The organism is Pseudomonas sp. Yb2C2 (assembly GCF_052112325.1).
In the GTDB taxonomy this organism is placed as follows: domain Bacteria; phylum Pseudomonadota; class Gammaproteobacteria; order Pseudomonadales; family Pseudomonadaceae; genus Aquipseudomonas; species Aquipseudomonas marginalis.
The window spans coordinates 56372-76405 of the sequence record NZ_JAVAJK010000003.1 but is presented as its reverse complement, the minus strand read 5'-3'; the positions used below and the strand labels follow the sequence as shown (position 1 = coordinate 76405).

Annotated in this window: 19 protein-coding genes; 10 read left to right on the top strand and 9 right to left on the bottom strand. The window is 63.4% G+C overall.

The window, feature by feature from the left end; genetic code table 11:
• Window positions 1-23: 23 nt before the first annotated feature.
• From Q8X51_RS04620 to Q8X51_RS04590, 7 genes are all read left to right on the top strand, one after another.
• Entirely contained in the window at window positions 24-1682 is a 1659-nt protein-coding gene (locus tag Q8X51_RS04620) for a methyl-accepting chemotaxis protein (protein WP_065924562.1), read from the top strand.
• Window positions 1683-1718: 36 nt separating this feature from the next.
• A complete protein-coding gene (locus tag Q8X51_RS04615) occupies window positions 1719-2258 on the top strand; it encodes a chemotaxis protein CheW (RefSeq protein ID WP_407694088.1) in 540 nt (179 codons plus the stop codon).
• A 9-nt stretch (window positions 2259-2267) separates the two neighbouring features.
• Window positions 2268-3077 (top strand): CheR family methyltransferase, encoded by an 810-nt coding sequence (locus Q8X51_RS04610; RefSeq protein WP_115489146.1) that lies wholly within the window; start codon window positions 2268-2270, stop codon window positions 3075-3077.
• A complete protein-coding gene (cheD, locus tag Q8X51_RS04605) occupies window positions 3074-3604 on the top strand; it encodes a chemoreceptor glutamine deamidase CheD (protein WP_065924565.1) in 531 nt (176 codons plus the stop codon). Before Q8X51_RS04610 ends, cheD begins: the two co-directional genes overlap by 4 nt.
• Window positions 3567-4649 carry a protein-glutamate methylesterase/protein-glutamine glutaminase gene (locus tag Q8X51_RS04600; protein WP_065924566.1) on the top strand — a complete coding sequence of 361 codons (1083 nt, stop codon included), beginning with the start codon at window positions 3567-3569 and terminating at the stop codon, window positions 4647-4649. The genes cheD and Q8X51_RS04600 overlap by 38 nt, the downstream gene beginning before the upstream one ends.
• Window positions 4650-4849: 200 nt before the next feature.
• Window positions 4850-6223, top strand: a complete 1374-nt coding sequence (locus Q8X51_RS04595; protein WP_065924567.1) for an iron-containing redox enzyme family protein — start codon at window positions 4850-4852, stop codon at window positions 6221-6223.
• Window positions 6224-6234: 11 nt separating this feature from the next.
• Entirely contained in the window at window positions 6235-7179 is a 945-nt protein-coding gene (locus tag Q8X51_RS04590; protein ID WP_407694087.1) for a methyltransferase, read from the top strand.
• A 143-nt stretch (window positions 7180-7322) separates the two neighbouring features.
• Here Q8X51_RS04590 and Q8X51_RS04585 read toward each other — a convergent pair whose 3' ends face one another.
• Entirely contained in the window at window positions 7323-7754 is a 432-nt protein-coding gene (locus Q8X51_RS04585; RefSeq protein WP_065924569.1) for a hypothetical protein, read from the bottom strand.
• Window positions 7755-7919: 165 nt separating this feature from the next.
• Between Q8X51_RS04585 and Q8X51_RS04580 the strand changes: the two genes are divergently transcribed.
• Window positions 7920-8933: an ABC transporter substrate-binding protein gene (locus tag Q8X51_RS04580; RefSeq protein ID WP_065924570.1), complete on the top strand. Its 1014-nt coding sequence runs from the start codon at window positions 7920-7922 to the stop codon at window positions 8931-8933.
• Between the two features lie 109 nt (window positions 8934-9042).
• On the opposite strand, the gene Q8X51_RS04575 is transcribed toward Q8X51_RS04580, so the two are convergent.
• A complete protein-coding gene (locus Q8X51_RS04575; protein WP_074847098.1) occupies window positions 9043-9831 on the bottom strand; it encodes an AraC family transcriptional regulator in 789 nt (262 codons plus the stop codon).
• An 85-nt stretch (window positions 9832-9916) separates the two neighbouring features.
• Between Q8X51_RS04575 and Q8X51_RS04570 the strand changes: the two genes are divergently transcribed.
• The gene (locus Q8X51_RS04570; RefSeq protein ID WP_027607273.1) at window positions 9917-10915 is read left to right on the top strand and encodes a bile acid:sodium symporter family protein; all 999 of its coding nucleotides are present in this window, start codon (window positions 9917-9919) and stop codon (window positions 10913-10915) included.
• An 88-nt stretch (window positions 10916-11003) separates the two neighbouring features.
• Complete coding sequence (locus Q8X51_RS04565) at window positions 11004-12188, top strand: sugar transporter (RefSeq protein WP_074847096.1); 1185 nt, start codon at window positions 11004-11006, stop codon at window positions 12186-12188.
• Window positions 12189-12266: 78 nt separating this feature from the next.
• On the opposite strand, the gene Q8X51_RS04560 is transcribed toward Q8X51_RS04565, so the two are convergent.
• The 7 genes from Q8X51_RS04560 to Q8X51_RS04530 all read right to left on the bottom strand — a co-directional run bounded on the left by Q8X51_RS04560 (window position 12267) and on the right by Q8X51_RS04530 (window position 20033).
• The gene (locus Q8X51_RS04560; protein WP_065924574.1) at window positions 12267-13466 is read right to left on the bottom strand and encodes an NAD(P)/FAD-dependent oxidoreductase; all 1200 of its coding nucleotides are present in this window, start codon (window positions 13464-13466) and stop codon (window positions 12267-12269) included.
• A 126-nt stretch (window positions 13467-13592) separates the two neighbouring features.
• The gene (locus Q8X51_RS04555) at window positions 13593-14588 is read right to left on the bottom strand and encodes a GlxA family transcriptional regulator (RefSeq protein ID WP_074847094.1); all 996 of its coding nucleotides are present in this window, start codon (window positions 14586-14588) and stop codon (window positions 13593-13595) included.
• Window positions 14585-15508 (bottom strand): transaldolase, encoded by a 924-nt coding sequence (tal, locus tag Q8X51_RS04550; RefSeq protein ID WP_065924576.1) that lies wholly within the window; start codon window positions 15506-15508, stop codon window positions 14585-14587. The genes Q8X51_RS04555 and tal overlap by 4 nt, the downstream gene beginning before the upstream one ends.
• Before the next feature lie 24 nt (window positions 15509-15532).
• Window positions 15533-16486, bottom strand: coding sequence for a sugar-binding transcriptional regulator (locus Q8X51_RS04545; protein ID WP_074847093.1), 954 nt, complete (start codon window positions 16484-16486; stop codon window positions 15533-15535).
• A gap of 45 nt (window positions 16487-16531) precedes the next feature.
• Window positions 16532-17332 (bottom strand): SDR family oxidoreductase, encoded by an 801-nt coding sequence (locus Q8X51_RS04540; protein ID WP_065924578.1) that lies wholly within the window; start codon window positions 17330-17332, stop codon window positions 16532-16534.
• An 11-nt stretch (window positions 17333-17343) separates the two neighbouring features.
• A complete protein-coding gene (locus tag Q8X51_RS04535; protein ID WP_065924579.1) occupies window positions 17344-18108 on the bottom strand; it encodes an SDR family oxidoreductase in 765 nt (254 codons plus the stop codon).
• Between the two features lie 413 nt (window positions 18109-18521).
• On the bottom strand, window positions 18522-20033 hold the full coding sequence (locus tag Q8X51_RS04530) for a sugar ABC transporter ATP-binding protein (protein WP_315872067.1): 1512 nt from the start codon (window positions 20031-20033) through the stop codon (window positions 18522-18524).
• Between the last annotated feature and the right edge of the window lies 1 nt (window position 20034).

Genomic DNA, 20034 nt, shown 5'->3' with positions numbered 1-20034 from the left:
TGCAATTCCATGGAGGTTCCCCGATGAAATGGTTCTACGATCTTAAGATTTCCACCAAGTTGATCTGTTCATTCCTGGTGGTCCTGGCGCTCACTGGGGCCATGGGCGGCTTCGCCATCCTCCAGCTCGGTGCCGTCAACCAGGCCGCCCAGGACATCAAGGGCAACTGGATGCCCTCCATGCGTGCCGCGGCAGGCATGCGCTTTTTTGCCGCCAACTATCGCTTGAAAGAGAACCGCCACATCGGCACCGAGATTGCCGAGGAAAAGGCCCAGGCCGAACGCGAAGCCGCCGACGCGCGCCAACAGTTCGAAACCCGCATGGGCACCTACGAGCAATTGCTGTCGAACGATGAAGATCGGCAACTCCTGGCCAGCGTGAAAAGCGCTTGGGACGCCTACCTTGCAAGCAGCAAGCAGGTGCTTGAGTTTTCTCGCCAGAACCAGGAAGCCCAGGCGCGCGGTTTGCTCAGGGGAGAATCCAAGGGGCATTTCGATGAGGTGACGGCCCGTCTGCAGAAAATGGTCGAGCTCAATGATGCCGGCGCAACGGCCGCAGGTGACAAGGGTTCCGTGCTGTATGAAAGCGCACGGGTGTCGATCATCGCGGTACTGGTCGCCGCCCTGTTGATCGGCCTGGGCCTGGCGATGTTCATCGCGCGGATCATTTCCCGCCCGTTGCGCCAGGCCGCGAGCGCCGCCGAGCAATTGGCCGAAGGCAACCTCAACGCGCACATCGAGCCGGGCGGGAAGGATGAAACCGGCATGGTGCTCAACGCCATGCGCAACATGGTCGGCAAGCTGGCGCATATCATCGGCGAAGTGCGTAACGCCGCCGACAACCTGGCCAGCGCCTCCGAGGAGGTCAGCGCCACCGCGCAATCGATGAGCCAGGCCACCAGTGAGCAGGCCGCCAGCGTCGAGGAAACCAGTGCGTCGGTCGAGCAGATGAGTGCCAGCATCAACCAGAACACCGAAAACGCCAAGGTCACCGATGGCATGGCCAGCAAGGCCGCCAAGGAAGCCACCGAGGGCGGCGAATCGGTACAGCAGACCGTGGTGGCGATGAAGAAAATCGCCCAGCGCATCAGCATCATCGATGACATCGCCTACCAGACCAATCTGCTCGCGCTCAACGCCGCCATCGAGGCCGCTCGGGCCGGCGAGCACGGCAAGGGGTTCGCCGTGGTGGCCGCCGAAGTGCGCAAGTTGGCCGAACGCAGCCAGGTTGCCGCCCAGGAAATCGGTGAACTGTCCTCCAGCAGCGTGGACATGGCCGAGAAGGCCGGCAAGTTGCTCGACGAAATGGTGCCCTCCATCAACAAGACGTCCGACCTTGTGCAGGAAATCAGCGCCGCGTCCGAGGAACAGGCCGCCGGTGTCGCGCAGATCAACACTGCGATGACCCAGCTCAACCAGGTAACCCAGCAAAATGCCTCGAGCAGCGAGGAACTGGCGGCCACGGCGGAAGAAATGAGCAGCCAGGCCGAGCAACTGCAACAGGCCATGAGCTTTTTCGTGCTGGATTCAGCGCCCAAGGCCGCAGTTCAAAGCAACAGCGTGGACAGCCCGGGCAGCAAGCCCAACCGTCAGGCGCCACAGCCGAAACCACCGGCGCAGCGCAAGGCGTTCGCCTACACCATGGCCAGTGCCCCGGACGAAGCGGATTTCACCCGCTTCTGATCCCATGATCAATACGGGCCTACTAGGGAGAGTGACATGGGTGCAGCAATGACGACTCGGCAGACCGCAGCAGCGGTCGATGAGGATGCGCAGTATCTGACCTTCATGCTCGGCGGTGAAATGTTCGCCATCGGCATTCTGGGGATCAAGGAAATTATCGAATACGGCAGCCTGACCGTGGTGCCGATGATGCCCGCGTTCGTACGCGGAGTGATCAACCTGCGCGGCGCGGTGGTGCCGGTGGTCGACCTGTCGGCGCGCTTTGGCCGGGCCAACTCGGCGATCAGCCGGCGCTCCTGCGTGATCATCATCGAGGCGAGTACCGAAGATGGCCAGGCCCAGGACATCGGGCTGCTGGTCGATACGGTGTCTGCGGTGCGGGAGATCCCGGCGACGCAGATCGAACCGCCACCCAACTTCGGCGCACGAATTCGCGCCGATTTCATCAGCGGCATGGCCAAGGTCGACGGCAAGTTCGTGATCGTGCTGGAGGTGGACAAGGTGCTGTCCATCGATGAGATGTCCAGCCTCGCCGAGGCCGGCCAGGCGCCGGCCCTCGACCTCGACCCGCGTTGAGACCCGACCATGGCAGACACCGTGTCCATCGATGACCATGAATTCGGTCAGTTCCAGACCTGGCTGTACCGCGCGGCGGGCATCAACCTGTCGCCGACCAAGAAAGCCCTGGTGGCCGGGCGCCTGTTCAAGCGCCTCAAGCACTATGAGCTGCACAGCTATGGTGAGTATTTCAAGCTGATCATGAATGACCAGCGCAAGGGCGAACTGCAGGTTGCGCTGGATTTGCTGACCACCAACGAAACCTATTTTTTTCGCGAGCCCAAGCACTTCGACTTCCTGCGTCAGCACGTGCTGCCCCGGGCCGCGCCGGGCAAGGTGTTTCGCGTGTGGAGTGCGGCCAGCTCCTCCGGTGAAGAACCCTACAGCCTGGCGATGACCCTGGCCGAAAGCCTCGGCAGCACGCCCTGGGAAGTGGTCGGCTCGGACATCAGCTCCCAAGTGCTGGCCAAGGCGCGCACCGGCCATTACTCCATGGAACGCACCGAGACATTGCCCCAACCGCTGCTGGCCAAGTACTGCCTCAAGGGCATTGGTCGCCAGGAGGGCACCTTGCTGATCGACAAGGCCTTGCGTAGCCGCGTCAATTTTGTCCAGGTCAACCTTAACGAAGCGCTGCCGGCCCTGGGTGAGTTCGAGGTGATTTTCCTGCGCAACGTGATGATTTATTTCGACCAGCAGACCAAGAGCCAGGTGGTCGCGCGCCTGTTGCCGCTGCTCAAGCCGGGCGGTTACCTGATCATCAGTCACTCGGAAAGCCTCCACGGTGTCAATGACACCTTGAAACTGGTGGCTCCGTCGATTTACCGCAAGCCATGAAAAAGCCCGTCGGTACGGCCGAAGTGGTATTGGCGCCTGGCCAGGTCAGCTTTGCGACGCGGCCGACGCGCCTGCGCACCTTGCTTGGTTCCTGCGTGGCGATCACCTTTTGGCACCCGCAACGGCTGATTGGCGGCATGTGTCACTTCATGCTGCCGGGCCGCGTGCGCGACCGTCAGCCCCTGGACGGCCGATATGCCGACGAAGCCCTGGAGCTGCTGCTGCGCCACGCCGAGATCAATGGCACGCATGCACAGGATTACCAGGTCAAATTGTTCGGCGGCGGCAAGATGTTTCCCCAGCTGTGCCGCCTGCCGACGCAGGACGTGGCCAGCCTGAATATTCGCGCGGCACTGGCCCTGGCCGAGCGCTATCACCTGCACCTGACGGCCCAGGACATGGGCAGTACCGGTTACCGCACGATCATGTTCGACCTGTGGAACGGCAACGTCTGGGTCCGGCACCAACCAATGGGAACAATTCAACAAGATGCCTACCAAAAAAATCAGTGTGCTGCTCGTCGATGATTCGGCCGTGGTGCGCCAGGTACTGCTGGCGATTCTCAGCGATACGCCGGATATCCATGTCATGGGCGCCGCCTCCGACCCGATTTTCGCCATGGACAAACTCGCCCGGGAATGGCCGGATGTGATCGTGCTGGACGTGGAAATGCCGCGCATGGACGGCATCACCTTTCTCAAGAAAATCATGAGCGAGCGGCCGACGCCGGTGGTGATCTGCTCCTCGCTGACCCAGAAAGGCGCGGAAACCTCCCTGCAGGCGCTGTCGGCGGGCGCTGTGGAAATCATCACCAAGCCCACTACCGGGTTGAAGAATTTCCTGATCGAGTCGGCGGCCGAACTGGTGGCAGCGATCCGCGCCGCAGCAAACTCCAACGTCAGGAACCTGGGCAAGCGCAGCGCCAGCCCGGCGCCGGTACTGGCCCCGGCCAGCAAGCTCACTGCGGATGCGATCCTGCCTGCCGCCAATGGCCATGCCATGGCACAGACCACCGAGCGTATCGTCGCCATCGGCACGTCTACCGGCGGTACCCAAGCGTTGGAGGCGGTTCTGACGGCACTGCCGAGGGTGTGCCCAGGCATGGTGATCGTGCAGCACATGCCGGAAAAGTTCACCGCCTCGTTTGCCGAACGCCTCAACAGTGTATGCGAGATCGAGGTGCGCGAAGCGCGCAACAACGACCGCATTCTGCCGGGCCTGGCCCTGATCGCGCCGGGTGGCAAGCACCTGATGGTGACTCGCAGCGGCGCCTATTATCACGCCCAGGTCATTGATGGGCCCTTGGTCAACCGGCACCGGCCATCCGTGGATGTGCTGTTTCGCTCGGTGGCCAAGTTCGCCGGCAGGAACGCCACCGGCATCATCATGACCGGCATGGGCGACGACGGCGCGCGCGGGCTCAAGGAGATGCTCGAGGCCGGCGCCGCCACGGTGGCCCAGGACGAGGCCAGTTGCGTGGTGTTCGGCATGCCCAAGGAGGCCATCAAGCTGAATGCCGCCCAGCGCATCATGGCGCTGGAGGATATCCATCAGGCGATCTTGTATAAGTGACGTCGCGCGCCGGCTTTTGCGCTGCGCCAGAATCCGCGGCGTGGGCTACTGACGACCACTGATCCGCAGCCGCACAACCCCGATTGAATTTTCCCCATGCCCGCAGGCTCTGCATTTTAGACGCGTGTGCTGTTGAGCGCGCTTGCGGGGCCTCCTTGTCGGGAGGCCTGGTTGGATCGGACTTTGCGGAAACTGCCATCATGACGCTTCTCACAGCGCTGTCGGGCCAGCCGGCCTCCATCACCCAACCGGGTCAGTATCAGTGGTTGTACCAACACCTGTATGGCGAAACCCCTGGCGCTGAAGAGGTTGCGCGGGAGTTTCTACGCACGCACTTGGCGCAGGTGCGCGACGCGCCCAGTGAGTTGCCGCAGATGCCCGAACAACTGCCGGCCTGGATCGAACAGCGCTGCGCCGACGTGGCCCAGGCCTATGCCGATTACCTGGAGCAACGCCAGCAAGGCCGGCCACGTCGTTATTTCCAGAACAAGGCCCATGCGCTGTATTTCCTGCAGCGCGTGGCACCGACCAAACAGGTCGACGGTGCCTGGCTCAATGGCCTGCTGCGCTATTGGCACGACCCGCGCTTCGACGGCCTGCTCACCACCTATCTCGAAGAGCTGGGTGACGGCGAAGCGGCGCAGAACCATGTGGTGATCTACCGCAAATTACTCAGCGAGCATGATGCCGACAGCGACGCCGGCCTTGAGGACGACCATTACCTGCAAGGCGCCCTGCAACTGGCGCTGGGCCTGTGCGCCGACGACTTCCTGCCGGAGATCATCGGTTTCAACCTCGGTTATGAGCAGTTGCCGTTGCACCTGCTGATCACCGCGTATGAGCTGAGCGAACTGGGCATCGACCCGTATTACTTCACCCTCCACGTCACCATCGACAACGCCAGCAGCGGCCACGCCTGCAAGGCCGCGCAGTCGGTGTTGAACCTGCTGCCGCTGGGGGAGGGCAGGGAGGACTTCTATCGCCGCGTGGCCGAGGGGTACCGCCTGAATGACCTCGGCCCGGGGACCAGCGCCGTTATCCACGACTTCAACCTGAATGACGAAGTGGTCGCCATGCTTGAACGCAAGCGCACGTTCGGCCAGCACATGCATTCGGATTACTGCCGCTTCGAAGGCAAGACCGTCAACCAATGGCTGGCGCGGCCGGGGCAGATCGGCGCCTTTCTCCAGGCCCTGGAAGACAAGGGCTGGATCAAGCGCAACCAGGATCCGGCCGAGAGCCGCTTCTGGCAGTTGATCGAAGGTGCGGGCGCGGCGATGTTTGGCGTGTTCAGCGGCTATGAGAAACAGCTGCTGCGCGATTGGATCGCGGGTGATTGGATCAGCGCTCAACGTGTGGCGCCCGTGCGGCCCGGACGCGGCAGCCGCTTCTCCCGCGAGCAGCATCGCCCGTCCGACCCGGACACCCAGGCGCTGGTGGATTCGCTGTGGAACCTGCCCGATGAGCAGCAGCTCAATGCGCTGATCCCGTGGCTGTCGGCGCGGCGTCACTGCACGCCCGCCGGGTTGTATGCCACTCGCCGCTTTATCCAACTGCGTGCGCGCCTGCGCTAAGGAAATCATCCATGTCTGCACAACAACTCGCCGACCGCGCCCTGCTGAACCTGGGCCGGGGGTTGAAGGAAAATGGCTACCGCTTCATCACGCCAACGCCCTTGACCCATGAACGGTTTTTCCAGCGCCAGGGGGCGCCGCTGGCGAAGGACCTGCGGGATGTCTTCGGCTGGTCGCTGCCGTTTGACCGCGAGCTGTTGCCGGAGGCGTTTCGAGAGGAGCTGCAGCAGGCCGATGTGGTCGAAAAACACGAGGCGCTGTGGCGCAGTGCGGTGCGTTGGTCGAGCCTGGACGACCTGCTGTTTGCCCACTCGGCATACCCCACCACGCAAGCGGACGCGGTGTTTTTCGGGCCTGACAGCTATCGGTTTGCCCAACTGATCGAAGCCCATCTGCAACAGCGCGTCGAGCCGATCAAACGCGCCGTGGACATCGGCTGCGGCGCCGGTGTGGGCGCGCTGGTGGTCGCCCGTGCGCGGCCTGACGCCGAGGTGCTGGCGGTGGACATCAACCCGCGCGCCTTGCGCCTGACGGCAGTGAATGCCGAGCTGGCCGGGCTGGCGAACGTCACCGCGTACCACAGCGATGTACTGGGCAGCGTCGAAGGCACGTTCGACCTGATCGTCGCCAACCCGCCCTATATGAACGACGACCGCCAGCGTGCCTACCGGCATGGCGGCGGGGCACTGGGCGAGCAACTGTCGGTGCGCATCACCGGCGAGGCCGTTGGGCGCCTGGCCCTGGGCGGCAGCCTGGTGCTCTACACCGGCGTGGCGATTGTCGCCGGGGAAGACCCGTTCCTGGCCGCCGTCACGCCGTTGCTGGACAGCGATGCCTTTGGGTGGACCTACCGCGAACTTGACCCCGATGTGTTCGGCGAAGAGCTGGAAAAGCCCGGCTATGAGCGTGTGGAGCGGATCGCCGTGGTGGCGCTCACCGTCACCCGTTTGCGCTGACGCTCATCTATCCCCCGTAGCAGCTGCCGAGCGCAAGCGAGGCTGCGTCAGGCGCGCTGCCGATTCAGGTTCTAGTCGCGGCCGACGCAGCCTCGCTTGGGCTCGACAGCTGCTACGCGACGATTTGATTCAGGGAGAAGGCGTCAGGCCGTGGCTTGTGGCTGCAGGTGCAACTCGCCGTCGACATCCTTGGCCAAACCACTGGCCAGAAACAGCGGCACCAGGCGCTTGTGCAACTGCGGCTCGACAAATTCCTTCACCGTCTCCAGCGCCAGCGGGCCACTCGAAGGCAGCTCAGCCTTGGTGAAGGACAACCAGGCCTTTTTCAGCGCCATCAACACATCACTGCCCGCCGTGGAGGCAAAGCGGCGCTGGGTCGGTTTGCCGTCGAAGCTGAAGGTGTGCTGGAACGCGTAGCCGGTTTCGTCACCGCCGCTGGCGGTGCAGCGTATGCAGGTGCACGGGCCGTCGCCGAAAGCGCTGCGCAGGTAGCTGTTGAAGTCCACCACGGGTTTGAGTGACAGGCGCTTATCCACCTCGAACAGGTCCCCGGTCATTTTTTCGTCAGTGTTCAACGTGCAGTTCCTCACAGTGTGCGGCAGTTTTTTCAAAGCGCGGCACGATACCAGCCGCGCGCCGTTTTAGGGGTATTTGCATAACAATAGACCCAGATATTCTTTTGCTGTCTAAAAAACCGCGGCTACGCTCCATCACCTTCTCGAAAACGCGGCAGATTCCCCATGACGTTCAAGCGTTCCTCCCTGACTCTCCTGGCCGCGTCCCTCGCCGCCGCCAGCGTCTTGCTCAGCCCTGGTGCCCAGGCCGAAGGCAAGATCAGCATCGCCCAGCAATTCGGCATCGGCTACCTGATCCTCGATGTGGTGCGCGACCAGCACCTGATCGAAAAACACGGCAAGGCCCAGGGCCTGGACATCCAGGTGGAATGGAACAGCATTTCCGGCGCCACCGCCATGAACGAATCGCTGCTGGCCGGCGCTCTGGATGTGGTGTCCGCCGGTGTGCCGCCGATGCTCACCCTGTGGGACCGCACCAAGGGCAAGCAGAACGTCAAGGCCATCGCCTCCTTGGGCTCGATGCCCAACTACCTGTTGACCAACAACCCCAAGGTAAAGACTCTCAAGGACTTCACCGAGAAAGACCGCATCGCCGTGCCCGCTGCTGGGGTGGGTTTCCAGTCGCGGACCTTACAGATTGAAACCGCCAGGCAGTTCGGCGATGCCAACTACAAGAAGTTCGATGACATCTCCATCAGCCTGGCCCACCCCGATGCCACCGCCGCGTTGATTGCCGGTGGTTCGGAGATCAACGCGCACTTCTCCAGCCCGCCGTTCCAGTACCAGGAACTGTTGAACCCCAATGTGCACAAGGTGCTCAGTTCCTACGACATCCTTGGCGGTCCGGCGACGTTCAACGTGCTGTACACCACGCAGAAATTCCACGACGAAAACCCCAAGACCTACCAGGCGTTCTACGCCGCGCTGGCCGAAGCCGAGCAGATCATCAAGGCCGACAAACCCGCAGCGGCCAAGGCGTACATCCGCGTAGAACAGTCGAAGCTGCCATTGGACCTGGTGGAAAAAATCGTCCAGGACCCGGAAATCGACTTCACCATCGTGCCGCAGCGTACCTATATCTATGCCGAGAAATTGCAGGAATTGGGCGTACTGAAAAACAAGGCGGCGAGCTGGAAGGACTACTTTTTCGAAGAGGCTCATGGCGGTAACGGCAGCTGAACGTCGATCCCCATTGGAAATACGCTCAACTTTGTGGGAGGGGGCTTGCCCTAATACCGGTCAGTTAAGGAGGAACACTGTAACTGTGGCACGTTCAGCGTTTGAAGTGTCAGCGGAAGAACTCACCCGGCGTGGCATCGAACTGCTGCCGAAACGCGTTGATAAACGCCGAGGTGGACTCATAGCCACAGTTCAACGCCACATCCGTCACCCGCTCGCCTTGCTCCAGGGCGGGCAGGGCGCTCAGTAACCTTAAACGCTGGCGCCAGGCCCGAAACGTCAGGCCGGTGTCACGCAAGAACAACCGGCTCAGCGTCTTCTCACTCACCCCTAGCTTCTGGCTCCAGTGCCCCAGGGTGGTCTGCTGTTCCGGGTGCAGGTTCAGGCTGCGATAGATTTGCCGCAGGCGCGGGTCCAGCGGCAAGGGCAGCATCAGGTCTACCTGGGGCGCTGCCGCTAACTGGTCCAGCACCACCTGGGCCAAGCGCCCATCCGGGCCATCCTCGGCATATTCCACCGGCAGCTCGCTGAAACTGCGGATCAACTCGCGCAGCAGGCTGCTTACCTCCAGCACCTGGCAGCGCTCTGCGGCCCAGGCGGTGACGCTGCAATCAAGGTACAGGCTGCGCATCTCGGTATGGGGCGAGCTGTACACCCGATGCGGCATGCCCGCCGGGATCCACACCGCCCGCTGGGGCGGTGCGACGAAGCGGCCGGCGCTGGTCTGGATCTCCAGCACCCCGGAAATGGCGTAGGACAATTGCACCCACGGGTGGCTGTGCCGGCGGGTCAGCGCACGGTTGGGCAGCGATTCGGTGCGCCCATACACCGGCCGTGGCAGGCTGGAAAGCCCAGGCACACTGCGACGTACGGTATTGGCATGTCCTTTAGGCGGCATTTACTGGCTCATTGGCGTTAGTCGGTAACAAGGCGTTACGTTAGAGTCGCCATGACGCTCTTGGCAACCCCCGGAAGATTCGCTTATGACTCGCCCCCGTTTTCTGCCCGACAACTTCACCCTGACCTTGATCGCCACGGTGATCCTCGCCTCCCTGCTGCCCGCCAGCGGCCAGACCGCCGTGGCCTTCGGCTGGGTCACCAACCTGGCCATCGCGCTATTGTTCTTTTTGCACGGCGCCAAGCTGTCGCGCCAGGCCATCGTCGCCGGCGCGGGCCACTGGCGCCTGCACCTGCTGGTGTTCAGCCTGACTTTTGTACTGTTCCCGCTGCTGGGCCTGGCGCTCAAACCGGTGTTGTCGCCGCTGATCGGCAAAGACCTGTACATGGGCATGCTTTATCTCTGCGCCTTGCCGGCCACGGTGCAATCGGCGATTGCCTTTACTTCGCTGGCGCGGGGCAATATCCCGGCGGCGATCTGCAGCGCGGCGGCCTCCAGCCTGTTCGGCATCTTCCTCACGCCGTTGCTGGTGACGCTGTTGCTCAATGTGCACGGCGAGGGCAGCTCCACCGTCGATGCGATCCTGAAAATCAGCGTGCAACTGCTGCTGCCGTTTATCGCCGGGCAGATCGCCCGCCGCTGGATTGGCGCGTGGGTGGGGCGCAATAAAGCCTGGCTGAAGTTCGTCGACCAGGGTTCGATCCTGCTGGTGGTGTACGGCGCGTTCAGCGAAGCGGTCAACGAAGGCATCTGGCACCAGATCCCGCTGTGGGAACTGGGCGGCCTGGTGGTGGCCTGCTGCGTGTTGCTGGCCTTGGTGCTGGTGGCGTCCACCCTGTTGGGCAAGGCTTTTGGCTTTAACCAGGAAGATCGCATCACCATCCTGTTCTGCGGCTCGAAGAAAAGCCTGGCCACTGGCGTGCCGATGGCCCAGGTGCTGTTCGCCGGGGCGAGCATGGGCGTGCTGATTTTGCCGTTGATGCTGTTTCACCAGATCCAGTTGATGGTCTGTGCGGCGTTGGCGCAGCGTTATGCCAAGCGGCCGGAGTCAATCCCGGAACTGATGGCACAGGTGGATCCTTGAAGGTCCGTGTTACTATTTTTCCGCGCTGCTCAAGGGCTGGCATTGGGCCGCCTTGACCCGCGCGGAAACCGAGTACGACGACCTGTAAATGAGCATTTCAGCCGCAACCCCCCAAGCCAACTGGCAACCGGTCATCGCCCTCGCGTTGGCCGCGTTTGTGTTCAATACCACTGAATTCGTCCCCGTCGGGCTGCTCAGCGCGATTGGCGCCAGCTTCGACATGCCCGTGTCCAGCGTCGGCCTGATGCTCACCATCTACGCCTGGATCGTGTCCCTGACCTCGCTGCCGGTGATGCTGCTGACCCGCAACATCGAGCGGCGCAAGCTGCTGATCGTGCTGTTCTGCCTGTTTATCGCCAGCCACATCTTGTCCAGCGTCGCCACCAGCTTCGGCCTGTTGATGGTCAGTCGCGTCGGCATTGCCTTGTCCCATGCACTGTTCTGGTCGATCACCGCCTCCCTGGCGGTGCGCCTGGCGCCGGAAGGCAAGCAGGTGCAAGCCCTCGGACTGCTCGCCACCGGCACGTCCCTGGCGATGGTGCTGGGCATTCCCCTGGGCCGCCTGCTCGGCGAAGCCATGGGCTGGCGCACCACGTTCCTGGTGATCGGTGCTTTCGCCGCCGCCCTGGTGTTCTGGCTGGCGCGCACCTTGCCGTTGCTGCCGAGCCAGAACTCCGGTTCCCTGCGCAGCCTGCCACTGCTGTTCAAGCGTCCGGCGCTGGTGGCGTTGTATGTGCTCACCGCCATGACCGTGACCGCGCAATTCACCGCCTACAGCTACATCGAACCCTTCGTCGAAGGCGTGGCCGGCATGAGCGGCAGCGCGGTGACCCTGATCCTGCTGGTGTTCGGCGGCGCGGGTATCATCGGTTCGCTGTTGTTCAGCCTGGTGCACCGCTTCAACCCCCACCTGTTTGTGGTCGGCGCGGTGTTTATCCTGGCCGCGTGCCTGGCGCTGATGCTGCCCTTGAGCGGCGCCGAGTCGTACCTGGTGATCCTCAGTGTGTTCTGGGGCATGGCGATCATGGGCTTCGGCCTGGCCATGCAGTCCAAGGTGCTGGTGCTGGCCCCGGACGCCACCGACGTGGCCATGGCGATGTTCTCCGGCATCTACAACATCGGCATCGGCGGCGGCGCCCTGATGGGCAGCTGGGTCGGCAGCCACTTCGGCTTCGCCTGGGTCGGCCTGGCGGGCGGGTTGCTGGCGGCGCTGGCATTGATCGGGTATTGCCTGGCGATTCGCAAGTTTGGGACGGGTGTCGCGCAAAGCTGAGGCAGGAGCGAGCCTGATCGCTCCTGGCATTTATGCTCGCCAGCAAACAGTGGGCTGGCGGGCACCGGGTGTGGGGCGTCAGGCCACCGGAATCAGCGGGTCAGCCGCCGCCAGGGCGGTGGCCCGTTCTGCGGCTGGCGGGTAGATCCACACCGTGTTGATCTGCTGCTTGAGCTCCTTGGCTTCCTGGCCCACCAGCTTGAGTTGACGATCCCAGCCCTCGGTGTACACCGCGCCCCAGGCCCCGAGGTCGAGGCAGGTGACGTATTTGGGCTGGCTGTAGGTCATCGGGGCCACGCCGATCAGGTCGGCGGCGACGTTGTTGCCGGCGTAGCGGCCCAGGGCGATGGCGTGCTGGCAGGACATGCCGGCGAAGTGACCGAGGTCGTCGGTGGCGGCGTAGGCCACATCACCGGCGGCAAAGACATCGGCCTGGCCCTTCACCTTGAGGTTGCCGTCCACATGCAGGCGGCCCTGGGGGTCAAGGGTGCCGCTGACCTGTTCGGTCAGCGGGTTGGCGCGAAAGCCGATGGTCCAGATCACGGTGCTGGACTCGATGCGCTGCCCATCGGCCAGGGTCACGCCGCCGGCATCCACCGCGGCCACGGAGGTGTTCAATCGCCATTCGAGGCCCAGGTGTTGGCTGGCTTCGACGATGGACGGGCGAATGCCATCGCCCATGGATGCCCCGATCTGCGGGCCACGGTCCACCACGATCACACGGATAGTGGCGTCGTCACCCAGTGCTGCGCGCAGGCGTGCCGGCATTTCGGTGGCGGTCTCGATCCCGGTAAACCCGCCGCCGGCCACCACCACGGTGTTGCGTGCCGGGCTGTCGGGCAGGTTTTTCAAACCCTTGATATGGGCTTCGAGGCGCGTGGCGTCTTCGATCTGGTCCACATCGAACACGTGCTGGAGGCCTTCCATCTGCGGGCGATTGAGACGACTGCCGGCGGCCAGCACCAGGCGGTCGTACTTGAGGGTGGTGGGGATGCCTGCTGCGTTGCGGTAGGTCACCTGCTTGCCGTGTTCATCGATGCGGTCGGCGGCGCCCTCGATGAAGTCCACGCCGACTGCCGCAAACAATGGGCCCAGCGGTGCCTGCATGGCATGCACTTCGGCCTCGTAGAAACGTGGGCGAATACGTAGCGCCGGCTGTGGGGCCAGGACGCTGATCTGCACGTCATGGCGATCATGTTTATCCAGCAGGCGCGCGGCGCTCAAGGCGCTCCAGACACCGCCGAACCCGGCGCCGATGATAAGGATGTGCTGCTTCATGGGGATGCTCCAGGGACCAGGTCGATACGATTGCTCAAGGCGCAATGCGTTACCGGCCTACTCTAAGAGCGCCGCGGTTTGGCGGGTAGGACAGAAAACCCTGAATAACTGCCAAGCGGCCTGCCGTCAGCGGGAAAAGCGCGCGCGGTAGTCGCGAGGGGAAATCGCAAGGTGGCGATGGAAGGTGTAGCGCATGCGCTCTTCATCGCCAAAGCCACACAGGTGCGCCACCTGGTCGATGTTGCGCTGGGAGTCTTCCAGCAGGCGCCGCGCCGCCTCCACGCGAAACAACTCGATGGCCTTGGCCGGGGTGCGCCCGGTTTTTTGCTTGTAGACCCGGGCGAAGTTGCGCGGGCTCATGCGGCTTTGTTCCGCCAGGCGCTCCACCGTAAGCTCGCGGTCGCTGAGGTTGTCGGCGATCCACAGGTGCAACGCATCGAAACCGGCAGTGTCGTCGGTCTGGGCTTGCAGCAGTTGGCTGAACTGGGCCTGGCCGCCAGGCCTTTTGAGAAACACCACCAGTTCCCGTGCCACTTGCAGGGCGACGTGACGCCCGCAATCGGCCTCTACCAACGCCAGCGCAAGGTCGATGCCGGCACTCACGCCTGCCGACGTCCACACATTGCCTTGCTGGACAAAGATCGCGTCCATGTCCACATCGATGCTGGGGAACCCGCGCTTGAGCATGTCGCACATCGCCCAGTGCGTGGCAGCACGCCGGCCCTGGAGCAAGCCGGCCTGGGCCAGCAGGAAGGTGCCGCTGCACACCGAGGCCGTGCGCCGGGCCCGAGTGGAGGCGTGACGCAGCCAGTCCACCAGGTCGGTGTTGGCGGCCAGCGCCTGTTGAATGGCGGGGGCGCCGGGTACGATCAAGGTGTCCAGGGCGGCGGGGTCAAATTGCGCCAATGGCAGGGTGTCGACGCTCAATCCTTCGGCCGTTGGCATCAAGCCGCCCGCCAGGCTGGCGGTGTGCACCACATAGCCCGGCAGGCCACGCTCGACCATGGCCTTGGTGGCAGCCCAGAACACGGTCTGGGCACCGGTCAGGTCGAGCAGGCCCATTTGCGGGTAGGCCAGGAACACCAAGGTGCGCGACTGGCCGAGCGGCTGGACGGGGGTCATAGCGCCGACAACACCGCCTCGAGTTTTTCCTGATCCCGCGCAAACTGTCGAATCCCTTCCGCCAGCTTCTCCGTGGCCATCGCATCTTCATTCGACGCCCAGCGGAACTGCGCTTCGTTCATTGGCTGACGCGCTTCGCCTTCGGTCACCGGCACCAATTTGCGCGCCAGCGTGCCCTGGTCTTCGTCGAGCTTCTGCAGCAGCTCCGGGCTGATGGTCAGGCGATCGCACCCCGCCAGCTGTTCGATCTGGCTGAGGGTGCGGAAGCTTGCGCCCATCACCACGGTGTTGATCTGGTTGGCCTTGTAGTAGTTGTAGATGCGCGTCACCGATTGCACGCCTGGGTCATCAGCGCCGGTGTAGTCCAGGCCGGTGTTCTTGCGGTACCAGTCGTAGATGCGGCCCACGAACGGTGAGATCAGGAACACCCCGGCATCGGCGCAGGCCTGGGCCTGGGCGAAGGAGAACAGCAGGGTGAGGTTGGTCTGGATGCCGGCTTTTTCCAGGCGTTCGGCCGTGCGGATGCCTTCCCAGGTGGAGGCGAGTTTGATCAGCACGCGGTCGCGGCTGATACCGGCCTGGTCGTACAGGGCGATCAACTGGTTGGCCTTGGCCCACAGCGCGTCTTCATCGAAGGACAGGCGCGCGTCGACTTCGGTGGAAATACGCCCGGGGATAACCTTCAAAATGCCGGCACCGACGGACACCGCGAAGTGGTCGCAGGCCAGGCCGACGTCGCCCTTGGCCAGGTTGACGGCATTGCGCAGCAGCTCGGCGTATTCCGGGATCGCGGCGGCCTTGAGCAGCAGCGACGGGTTGGTGGTGGCGTCCACCGGGCGCAGGCGGCTGATGGCTTCGAGGTCGCCGGTGTCGCAGACCACGGTGGTGAATTGCTTGAGTTGTTCGAGCTTGGACGTCATGAGCGGCAGTCTCCAGAAATAGGGTTAGTGGTTCAGGGCCTGTGCGGTGTCCAGGTCGGTGATCAGGATATCCAGGTAGCCGCCCTTGAGCGCGCCACGAATGGCCTGGACCTTGTTCAGCCCGCCGGCCAGGCCGAGCACGCGGTGGATACTGCGCAACTTGGGCAGCGCCACCGAGACCACGAATTCTTCATCTTCCTCCAGCACCGGCTTGCCCTGGGCATCGAAGTAGCGCAGGCAGATATCGCCGACGGCACCGCGCTCGGCCAGCAGGCGCAGCATGTCCTCGGTGTAGTAGTTGCCACTGTTGCGCAGCAACTGTGAGGGTTCCAGGTCGCCGATGCCGACGATCGCCAGGGTGATGCTGTCAAAGCGTTGCAGCACTTCCTTGACCTCTTCCATCTGCACGATGCGCTGTTTGCTTTCCACCGATTGCTCGATGCTTTGCGACGGCAGCAGGAACGCCGGGCAGTTGAGCAGGGTGGCCAGGCGCTGGGTGAGCAGGGTGGCTTCAAACGCGCCTTTGTGGCCGACGCCGCCCAACAGTTGTACCACTTCCTGGGCGCCTTGTTTGCCCGGCTGGGCATGCAGGTGGCCGACCATGGCGCGAATGGTGCTGCTCCACGACGAAATGCCGATATGGTCCTGGGGCGACAGGCTGGTCTCCAGGTAGTGGGCAGCCGCCGAGCCGATGGCTTGCTTGATGCTTTCATCGTTGCCGGGCTCGGTGGCTTCCACCACGATCACCTGGCGCACGTCGTAGCGGCGTTGCAATTGGTTTTCCAGCTCCAGGTGCAGGCCTTGCAGGCGCATCACGCTGATCTTCACCACGCCTTCCTGCAGCGCCCGGCGCAGGGCACGGCTGATAAAGGATTGGGACAGGTCCAGCTGGGCGGAAATCTCGGACTGCTTGAGCCCGTCTTCGTAATAGAGGCTCGCGATCTTGGTGATCAGGCGCTGTTCTTCGATCTGGCTCATGAAGGCCTCAGTGATGACATCAATGCGGGTGAGGATACCAAACCCTTACGACATGATCAGGCCGCCGTCGATATTGATCGCCTGGCCGGTCAGGTAGGCCGCGTCATCCGAGGCCAGGAACGCCACCAGGCCGGCGACATCCGAGGGCTTGCCGGCCCGGCGCAGGGGGATGTTCCTGACCCATTCGGCCATCAACTCGCCCTTGGCGTAGCGTTTTTCGTCGGTGCTGAGGATCTCGCCCCACACGCGGTCGTTGTAGTCCCACATCTCGCTTTCGATGATGCCGGGGCAGAACGCGTTGACCGTGATGTTATGCCGCGCCAGTTCCAGTGCCAGGCTCTGGGTAATGCCGATCACGCCCATTTTGCTGGCGGCGTAGTGCGGGGTGTAGATAAACCCCTGGCGGCCCTGGCCGGACGAGGTGTTGATCAAGCGCCCGCTGCCTTGCTTGACCATGTATTTGGCCGCCTCCCGGCAGCCCAGCCACACGCCGGTGGTGTTGACCTGCAGCACCTTGTCGAAGTCGGCGCGGGGCATCTTGTCGTAGTGGTCGATGGTGATGATGCCGGCGTTCTGCACTGACACGTCGATGCTGCCGAAGCGTGCGTGACCCTCGCGGTAGAGGGTTTCGATGTCTTCTTCGCGGGTCACGTCGATGCCCAGGGCCAGGGTGTCGACCTTGTATTCCCGGGCCAGTTGGTCGGCGGTGAATGTCACGCGCTCCAGGTCGTTGGAGGCCAGCACCAGGTTGGCACCTTCCTGGGCGAAGCGCTCGGCAATGCCGGCACCGATGCCACGGCAGGCGCCGGTGATCACGATGGTTTTACCGCTGAAACGTTGCGACATGACAAAACTCCTTACCAGCAGACAAAACCACCATCGACCAGCAGGTCGACACCGGTGCAGAAAGACGAGGCCTGGCTGACCAGGAAAATCGCCGGGCCGACCATTTCGTCCACGCTGGCCATGCGGCCCATGGGCGTGGTCTGTTCAAAGATCTTCACCTGGTCGGCGACTTCCGGGCGTGAGTTCATCGGCGTGGCGGTGTAGCCGGGGCTGATGCAGTTGACGCGCAGGCCTTTGTCGGCCCATTCCATCGCCAGGCTTTTGCTCAGGTGGATCACCCCGGCCTTGGAGGTGTTGTAGTGCGCCTGCAACAGGCCGCGGTTGACGATGCTGCCGGACATGGAGGCGATATTGACGATAGCGCCCTTGCCACGCGGCAACATCACCGCAGCCTGGGCCTGGCAGCTGAGGAAGATGCCGGTGAGGTTGATGTCCAGGGTGGTTTGCCAGCGTTGCAGCTCCAGGTCTTCGGCGGCCTGGGCATTGGCGATGCCGGCGCAGTTGACGGCCACGCTGAGCGGGCCGAGCTCATGCTCGGTGTGCGCGACCGCTGCATCCAGGGCAGCTCGCTCGGTGACGGTACCGCTCAACGCCAAGGCGCGCCGGCCCAGGGCCTGGATGCGTTCTACCGTGCTGGCAATGCCGGGGCTGCCCGGAAGATCAAAGCAGGCTACATCGGCGCCGGCTTCGGCGAGCCCGACGGCGATAGCCTGGCCAATGCCGCTGCCGGCGCCGGTAACAAAGGCCACTTGGCCTTGAAGACTAAAAAGCTGCATGAATAACTCCAATTTTTGAAATCACAGTAGATCCCCCGTGGGAAGGGCGGTGCGACGACTCGACTTGCTCCCGATAGCAGTGGTTCAGTTACAGATGCATCTACTGACACTCCCTCATCGGGGCATAGGTATTTACATAATTTTCAGAGACTGGCGAGTTCTCGTGTGGTGAGCGGGCTTGTCCCGCGCTGGGCTGCGAAGCAGCCCCATTACAGGCGATGTGTTTTTAACTGACACACCGAGGTGCCTGGTTTTGGGGCCGCTTCGCGCCCCAGCGCGGGGCAAGCCCGCTCACCACAGCAGCCCTATCTGCCGAGCGTTCAGCGCCGAGCCAACGTTGTGTAGATACCCACCGCAATCGGGGGCAAGCCCCCTCCCACATTTGATCGCCATTGTTTGTGAGGACCGGGTTCCTAGGCGGTGGCCATTTCCATGACCGCAACCGGAGTGGCCTCGCCACGCTCCAGAATCCCCATCTGCCGCCCTCGGCTCATCACCATCACCCGATGGGACAAGCCCAACACTTCATCCAGATCGGAACTGACCACAATCACCGCCATGCCCTTGGCCGCCAGGTCCGCGATCACTTCATAAATCGCCGCCCGCGCGCCCACGTCGATGCCGCGTGTGGGTTCATCGAGGATGAACACCTTGGGGTTGCGCGCCAGCCACTTTGCAATGATCACCTTCTGCTGGTTACCGCCGGACAAGCTGGAAATCCGCGACTGCGGCGCACCTTTGACCCCCAGTCGCGCCACCGCCGTGCGCGCGAATTCGCGCAGTGGGGCAGGGAACACCCAGCCGCGTTTATCCAGCAGGTCGGTGTTGCCATAAATCAGGTTGTCTTCGATGCGATGCTCCACCACCACGCCTTGCTGCTTGCGGTCTTCGGGCACCAGCACCACGCCGGCCTGGATCGCCTCGAAGGGCGAGCGCAACTGGCGGACCTCGCCATCCAGCACCATATGGCCGCGAATATCCTGGGCCGCGCCGGCAATGGTACGCACCAGCTCGGTTCGCCCGGCGCCGACCACCCCGGCAATGCCGAATACCTCGCCGGCACGCACGCTGAAGTCGATGCCGTGCAAGGCAAACTCACGGCAGCTCAACTCCTTGACCTGCAACATCACCTGCTCCTGGGGCGCCTGCAACGCAGGAAAGATCCGCTCCAGGCTGCGCCCGACCATCTGCTCCACCAACTCCCGCACCGGCACCTGGGCCGTGGCATGCAGGGCGATCTGGCGACCGTCGCGCAGCACCAGCACGCGGTCGGCGATGCGTGCGATCTCTTCCAGGCGGTGGCTGATATAGATAAACGACACACCCTCGGCCTTCAGCCGTTCCACCTGCTTGAACAGCAGCTCGGTTTCCTCGCCACCCAATGCGGCGGTGGGTTCATCGAGGATCAACAGGCTGGCCTTCAGCGTCAGCGCCTTGGCGATTTCCACCAGTTGCTGGGCCGCCACGCTCAGGCCTTCGACCTTGCGCGAGGCCGGCACCTTGAGCCCCAGGCGCTCTAACTGGATCTGCGCCTGGGCCTCCATGTACTCGCGGTCCACCCGCCCACGGCGCATGGGCAGGCGGCCGACGAAGATGTTCTCGGCAATCGACAGTTGCGGCAGCAGGCGGATTTCCTGGTGGATCAGGCCGATCCCGGCCCCCAGCGCGGCCCCCGGTGAAGCGGGGGCGTAGGGCGCGCCGAGCCAGGTCATGCTGCCCCCGGCTTCCGGTTGCACCAGCCCGGCGATGATCGACGACAAGGTCGACTTGCCCGCGCCGTTTTCACCGAGCAGGGCCAGTACTTCACCGGGGCGAATGTCCACGTTGACCTGCGACAACACCTGCACCGGCCCGTAGGCCTTGCTGATATTGCGCAGGCACAGCACCGCGTCTGATCGAGCGGTGTCAACGGCTGCTGCTTGCATG

Excerpts from the sequence above, each read along its gene's own strand:
- Q8X51_RS04620 (WP_065924562.1), top strand. The coding sequence starts at position 24 with ATGAAATGGTTCTACGATCTTAAGATTTCCACCAAGTTGATCTGTTCA.
- Q8X51_RS04615 (WP_407694088.1), top strand. The coding sequence starts at position 1,719 with ATGGGTGCAGCAATGACGACTCGGCAGACCGCAGCAGCGGTCGATGAG.
- Q8X51_RS04610 (WP_115489146.1), top strand. The coding sequence starts at position 2,268 with ATGGCAGACACCGTGTCCATCGATGACCATGAATTCGGTCAGTTCCAG.
- cheD (WP_065924565.1), top strand. The coding sequence starts at position 3,074 with ATGAAAAAGCCCGTCGGTACGGCCGAAGTGGTATTGGCGCCTGGCCAG.
- Q8X51_RS04600 (WP_065924566.1), top strand. The coding sequence starts at position 3,567 with ATGCCTACCAAAAAAATCAGTGTGCTGCTCGTCGATGATTCGGCCGTG.
- Q8X51_RS04595 (WP_065924567.1), top strand. The coding sequence starts at position 4,850 with ATGACGCTTCTCACAGCGCTGTCGGGCCAGCCGGCCTCCATCACCCAA.
- Q8X51_RS04590 (WP_407694087.1), top strand. The coding sequence starts at position 6,235 with ATGTCTGCACAACAACTCGCCGACCGCGCCCTGCTGAACCTGGGCCGG.
- Q8X51_RS04580 (WP_065924570.1), top strand. The coding sequence starts at position 7,920 with ATGACGTTCAAGCGTTCCTCCCTGACTCTCCTGGCCGCGTCCCTCGCC.
- Q8X51_RS04575 (WP_074847098.1), bottom strand. The coding sequence starts at position 9,831 with ATGCCGCCTAAAGGACATGCCAATACCGTACGTCGCAGTGTGCCTGGG.
- Q8X51_RS04570 (WP_027607273.1), top strand. The coding sequence starts at position 9,917 with ATGACTCGCCCCCGTTTTCTGCCCGACAACTTCACCCTGACCTTGATC.
- Q8X51_RS04565 (WP_074847096.1), top strand. The coding sequence starts at position 11,004 with ATGAGCATTTCAGCCGCAACCCCCCAAGCCAACTGGCAACCGGTCATC.
- Q8X51_RS04560 (WP_065924574.1), bottom strand. The coding sequence starts at position 13,466 with ATGAAGCAGCACATCCTTATCATCGGCGCCGGGTTCGGCGGTGTCTGG.
- Q8X51_RS04555 (WP_074847094.1), bottom strand. The coding sequence starts at position 14,588 with ATGACCCCCGTCCAGCCGCTCGGCCAGTCGCGCACCTTGGTGTTCCTG.
- tal (WP_065924576.1), bottom strand. The coding sequence starts at position 15,508 with ATGACGTCCAAGCTCGAACAACTCAAGCAATTCACCACCGTGGTCTGC.
- Q8X51_RS04545 (WP_074847093.1), bottom strand. The coding sequence starts at position 16,486 with ATGAGCCAGATCGAAGAACAGCGCCTGATCACCAAGATCGCGAGCCTC.
- Q8X51_RS04540 (WP_065924578.1), bottom strand. The coding sequence starts at position 17,332 with ATGTCGCAACGTTTCAGCGGTAAAACCATCGTGATCACCGGCGCCTGC.
- Q8X51_RS04535 (WP_065924579.1), bottom strand. The coding sequence starts at position 18,108 with ATGCAGCTTTTTAGTCTTCAAGGCCAAGTGGCCTTTGTTACCGGCGCC.
- Q8X51_RS04530 (WP_315872067.1), bottom strand. The coding sequence starts at position 20,033 with ATGCAAGCAGCAGCCGTTGACACCGCTCGATCAGACGCGGTGCTGTGC.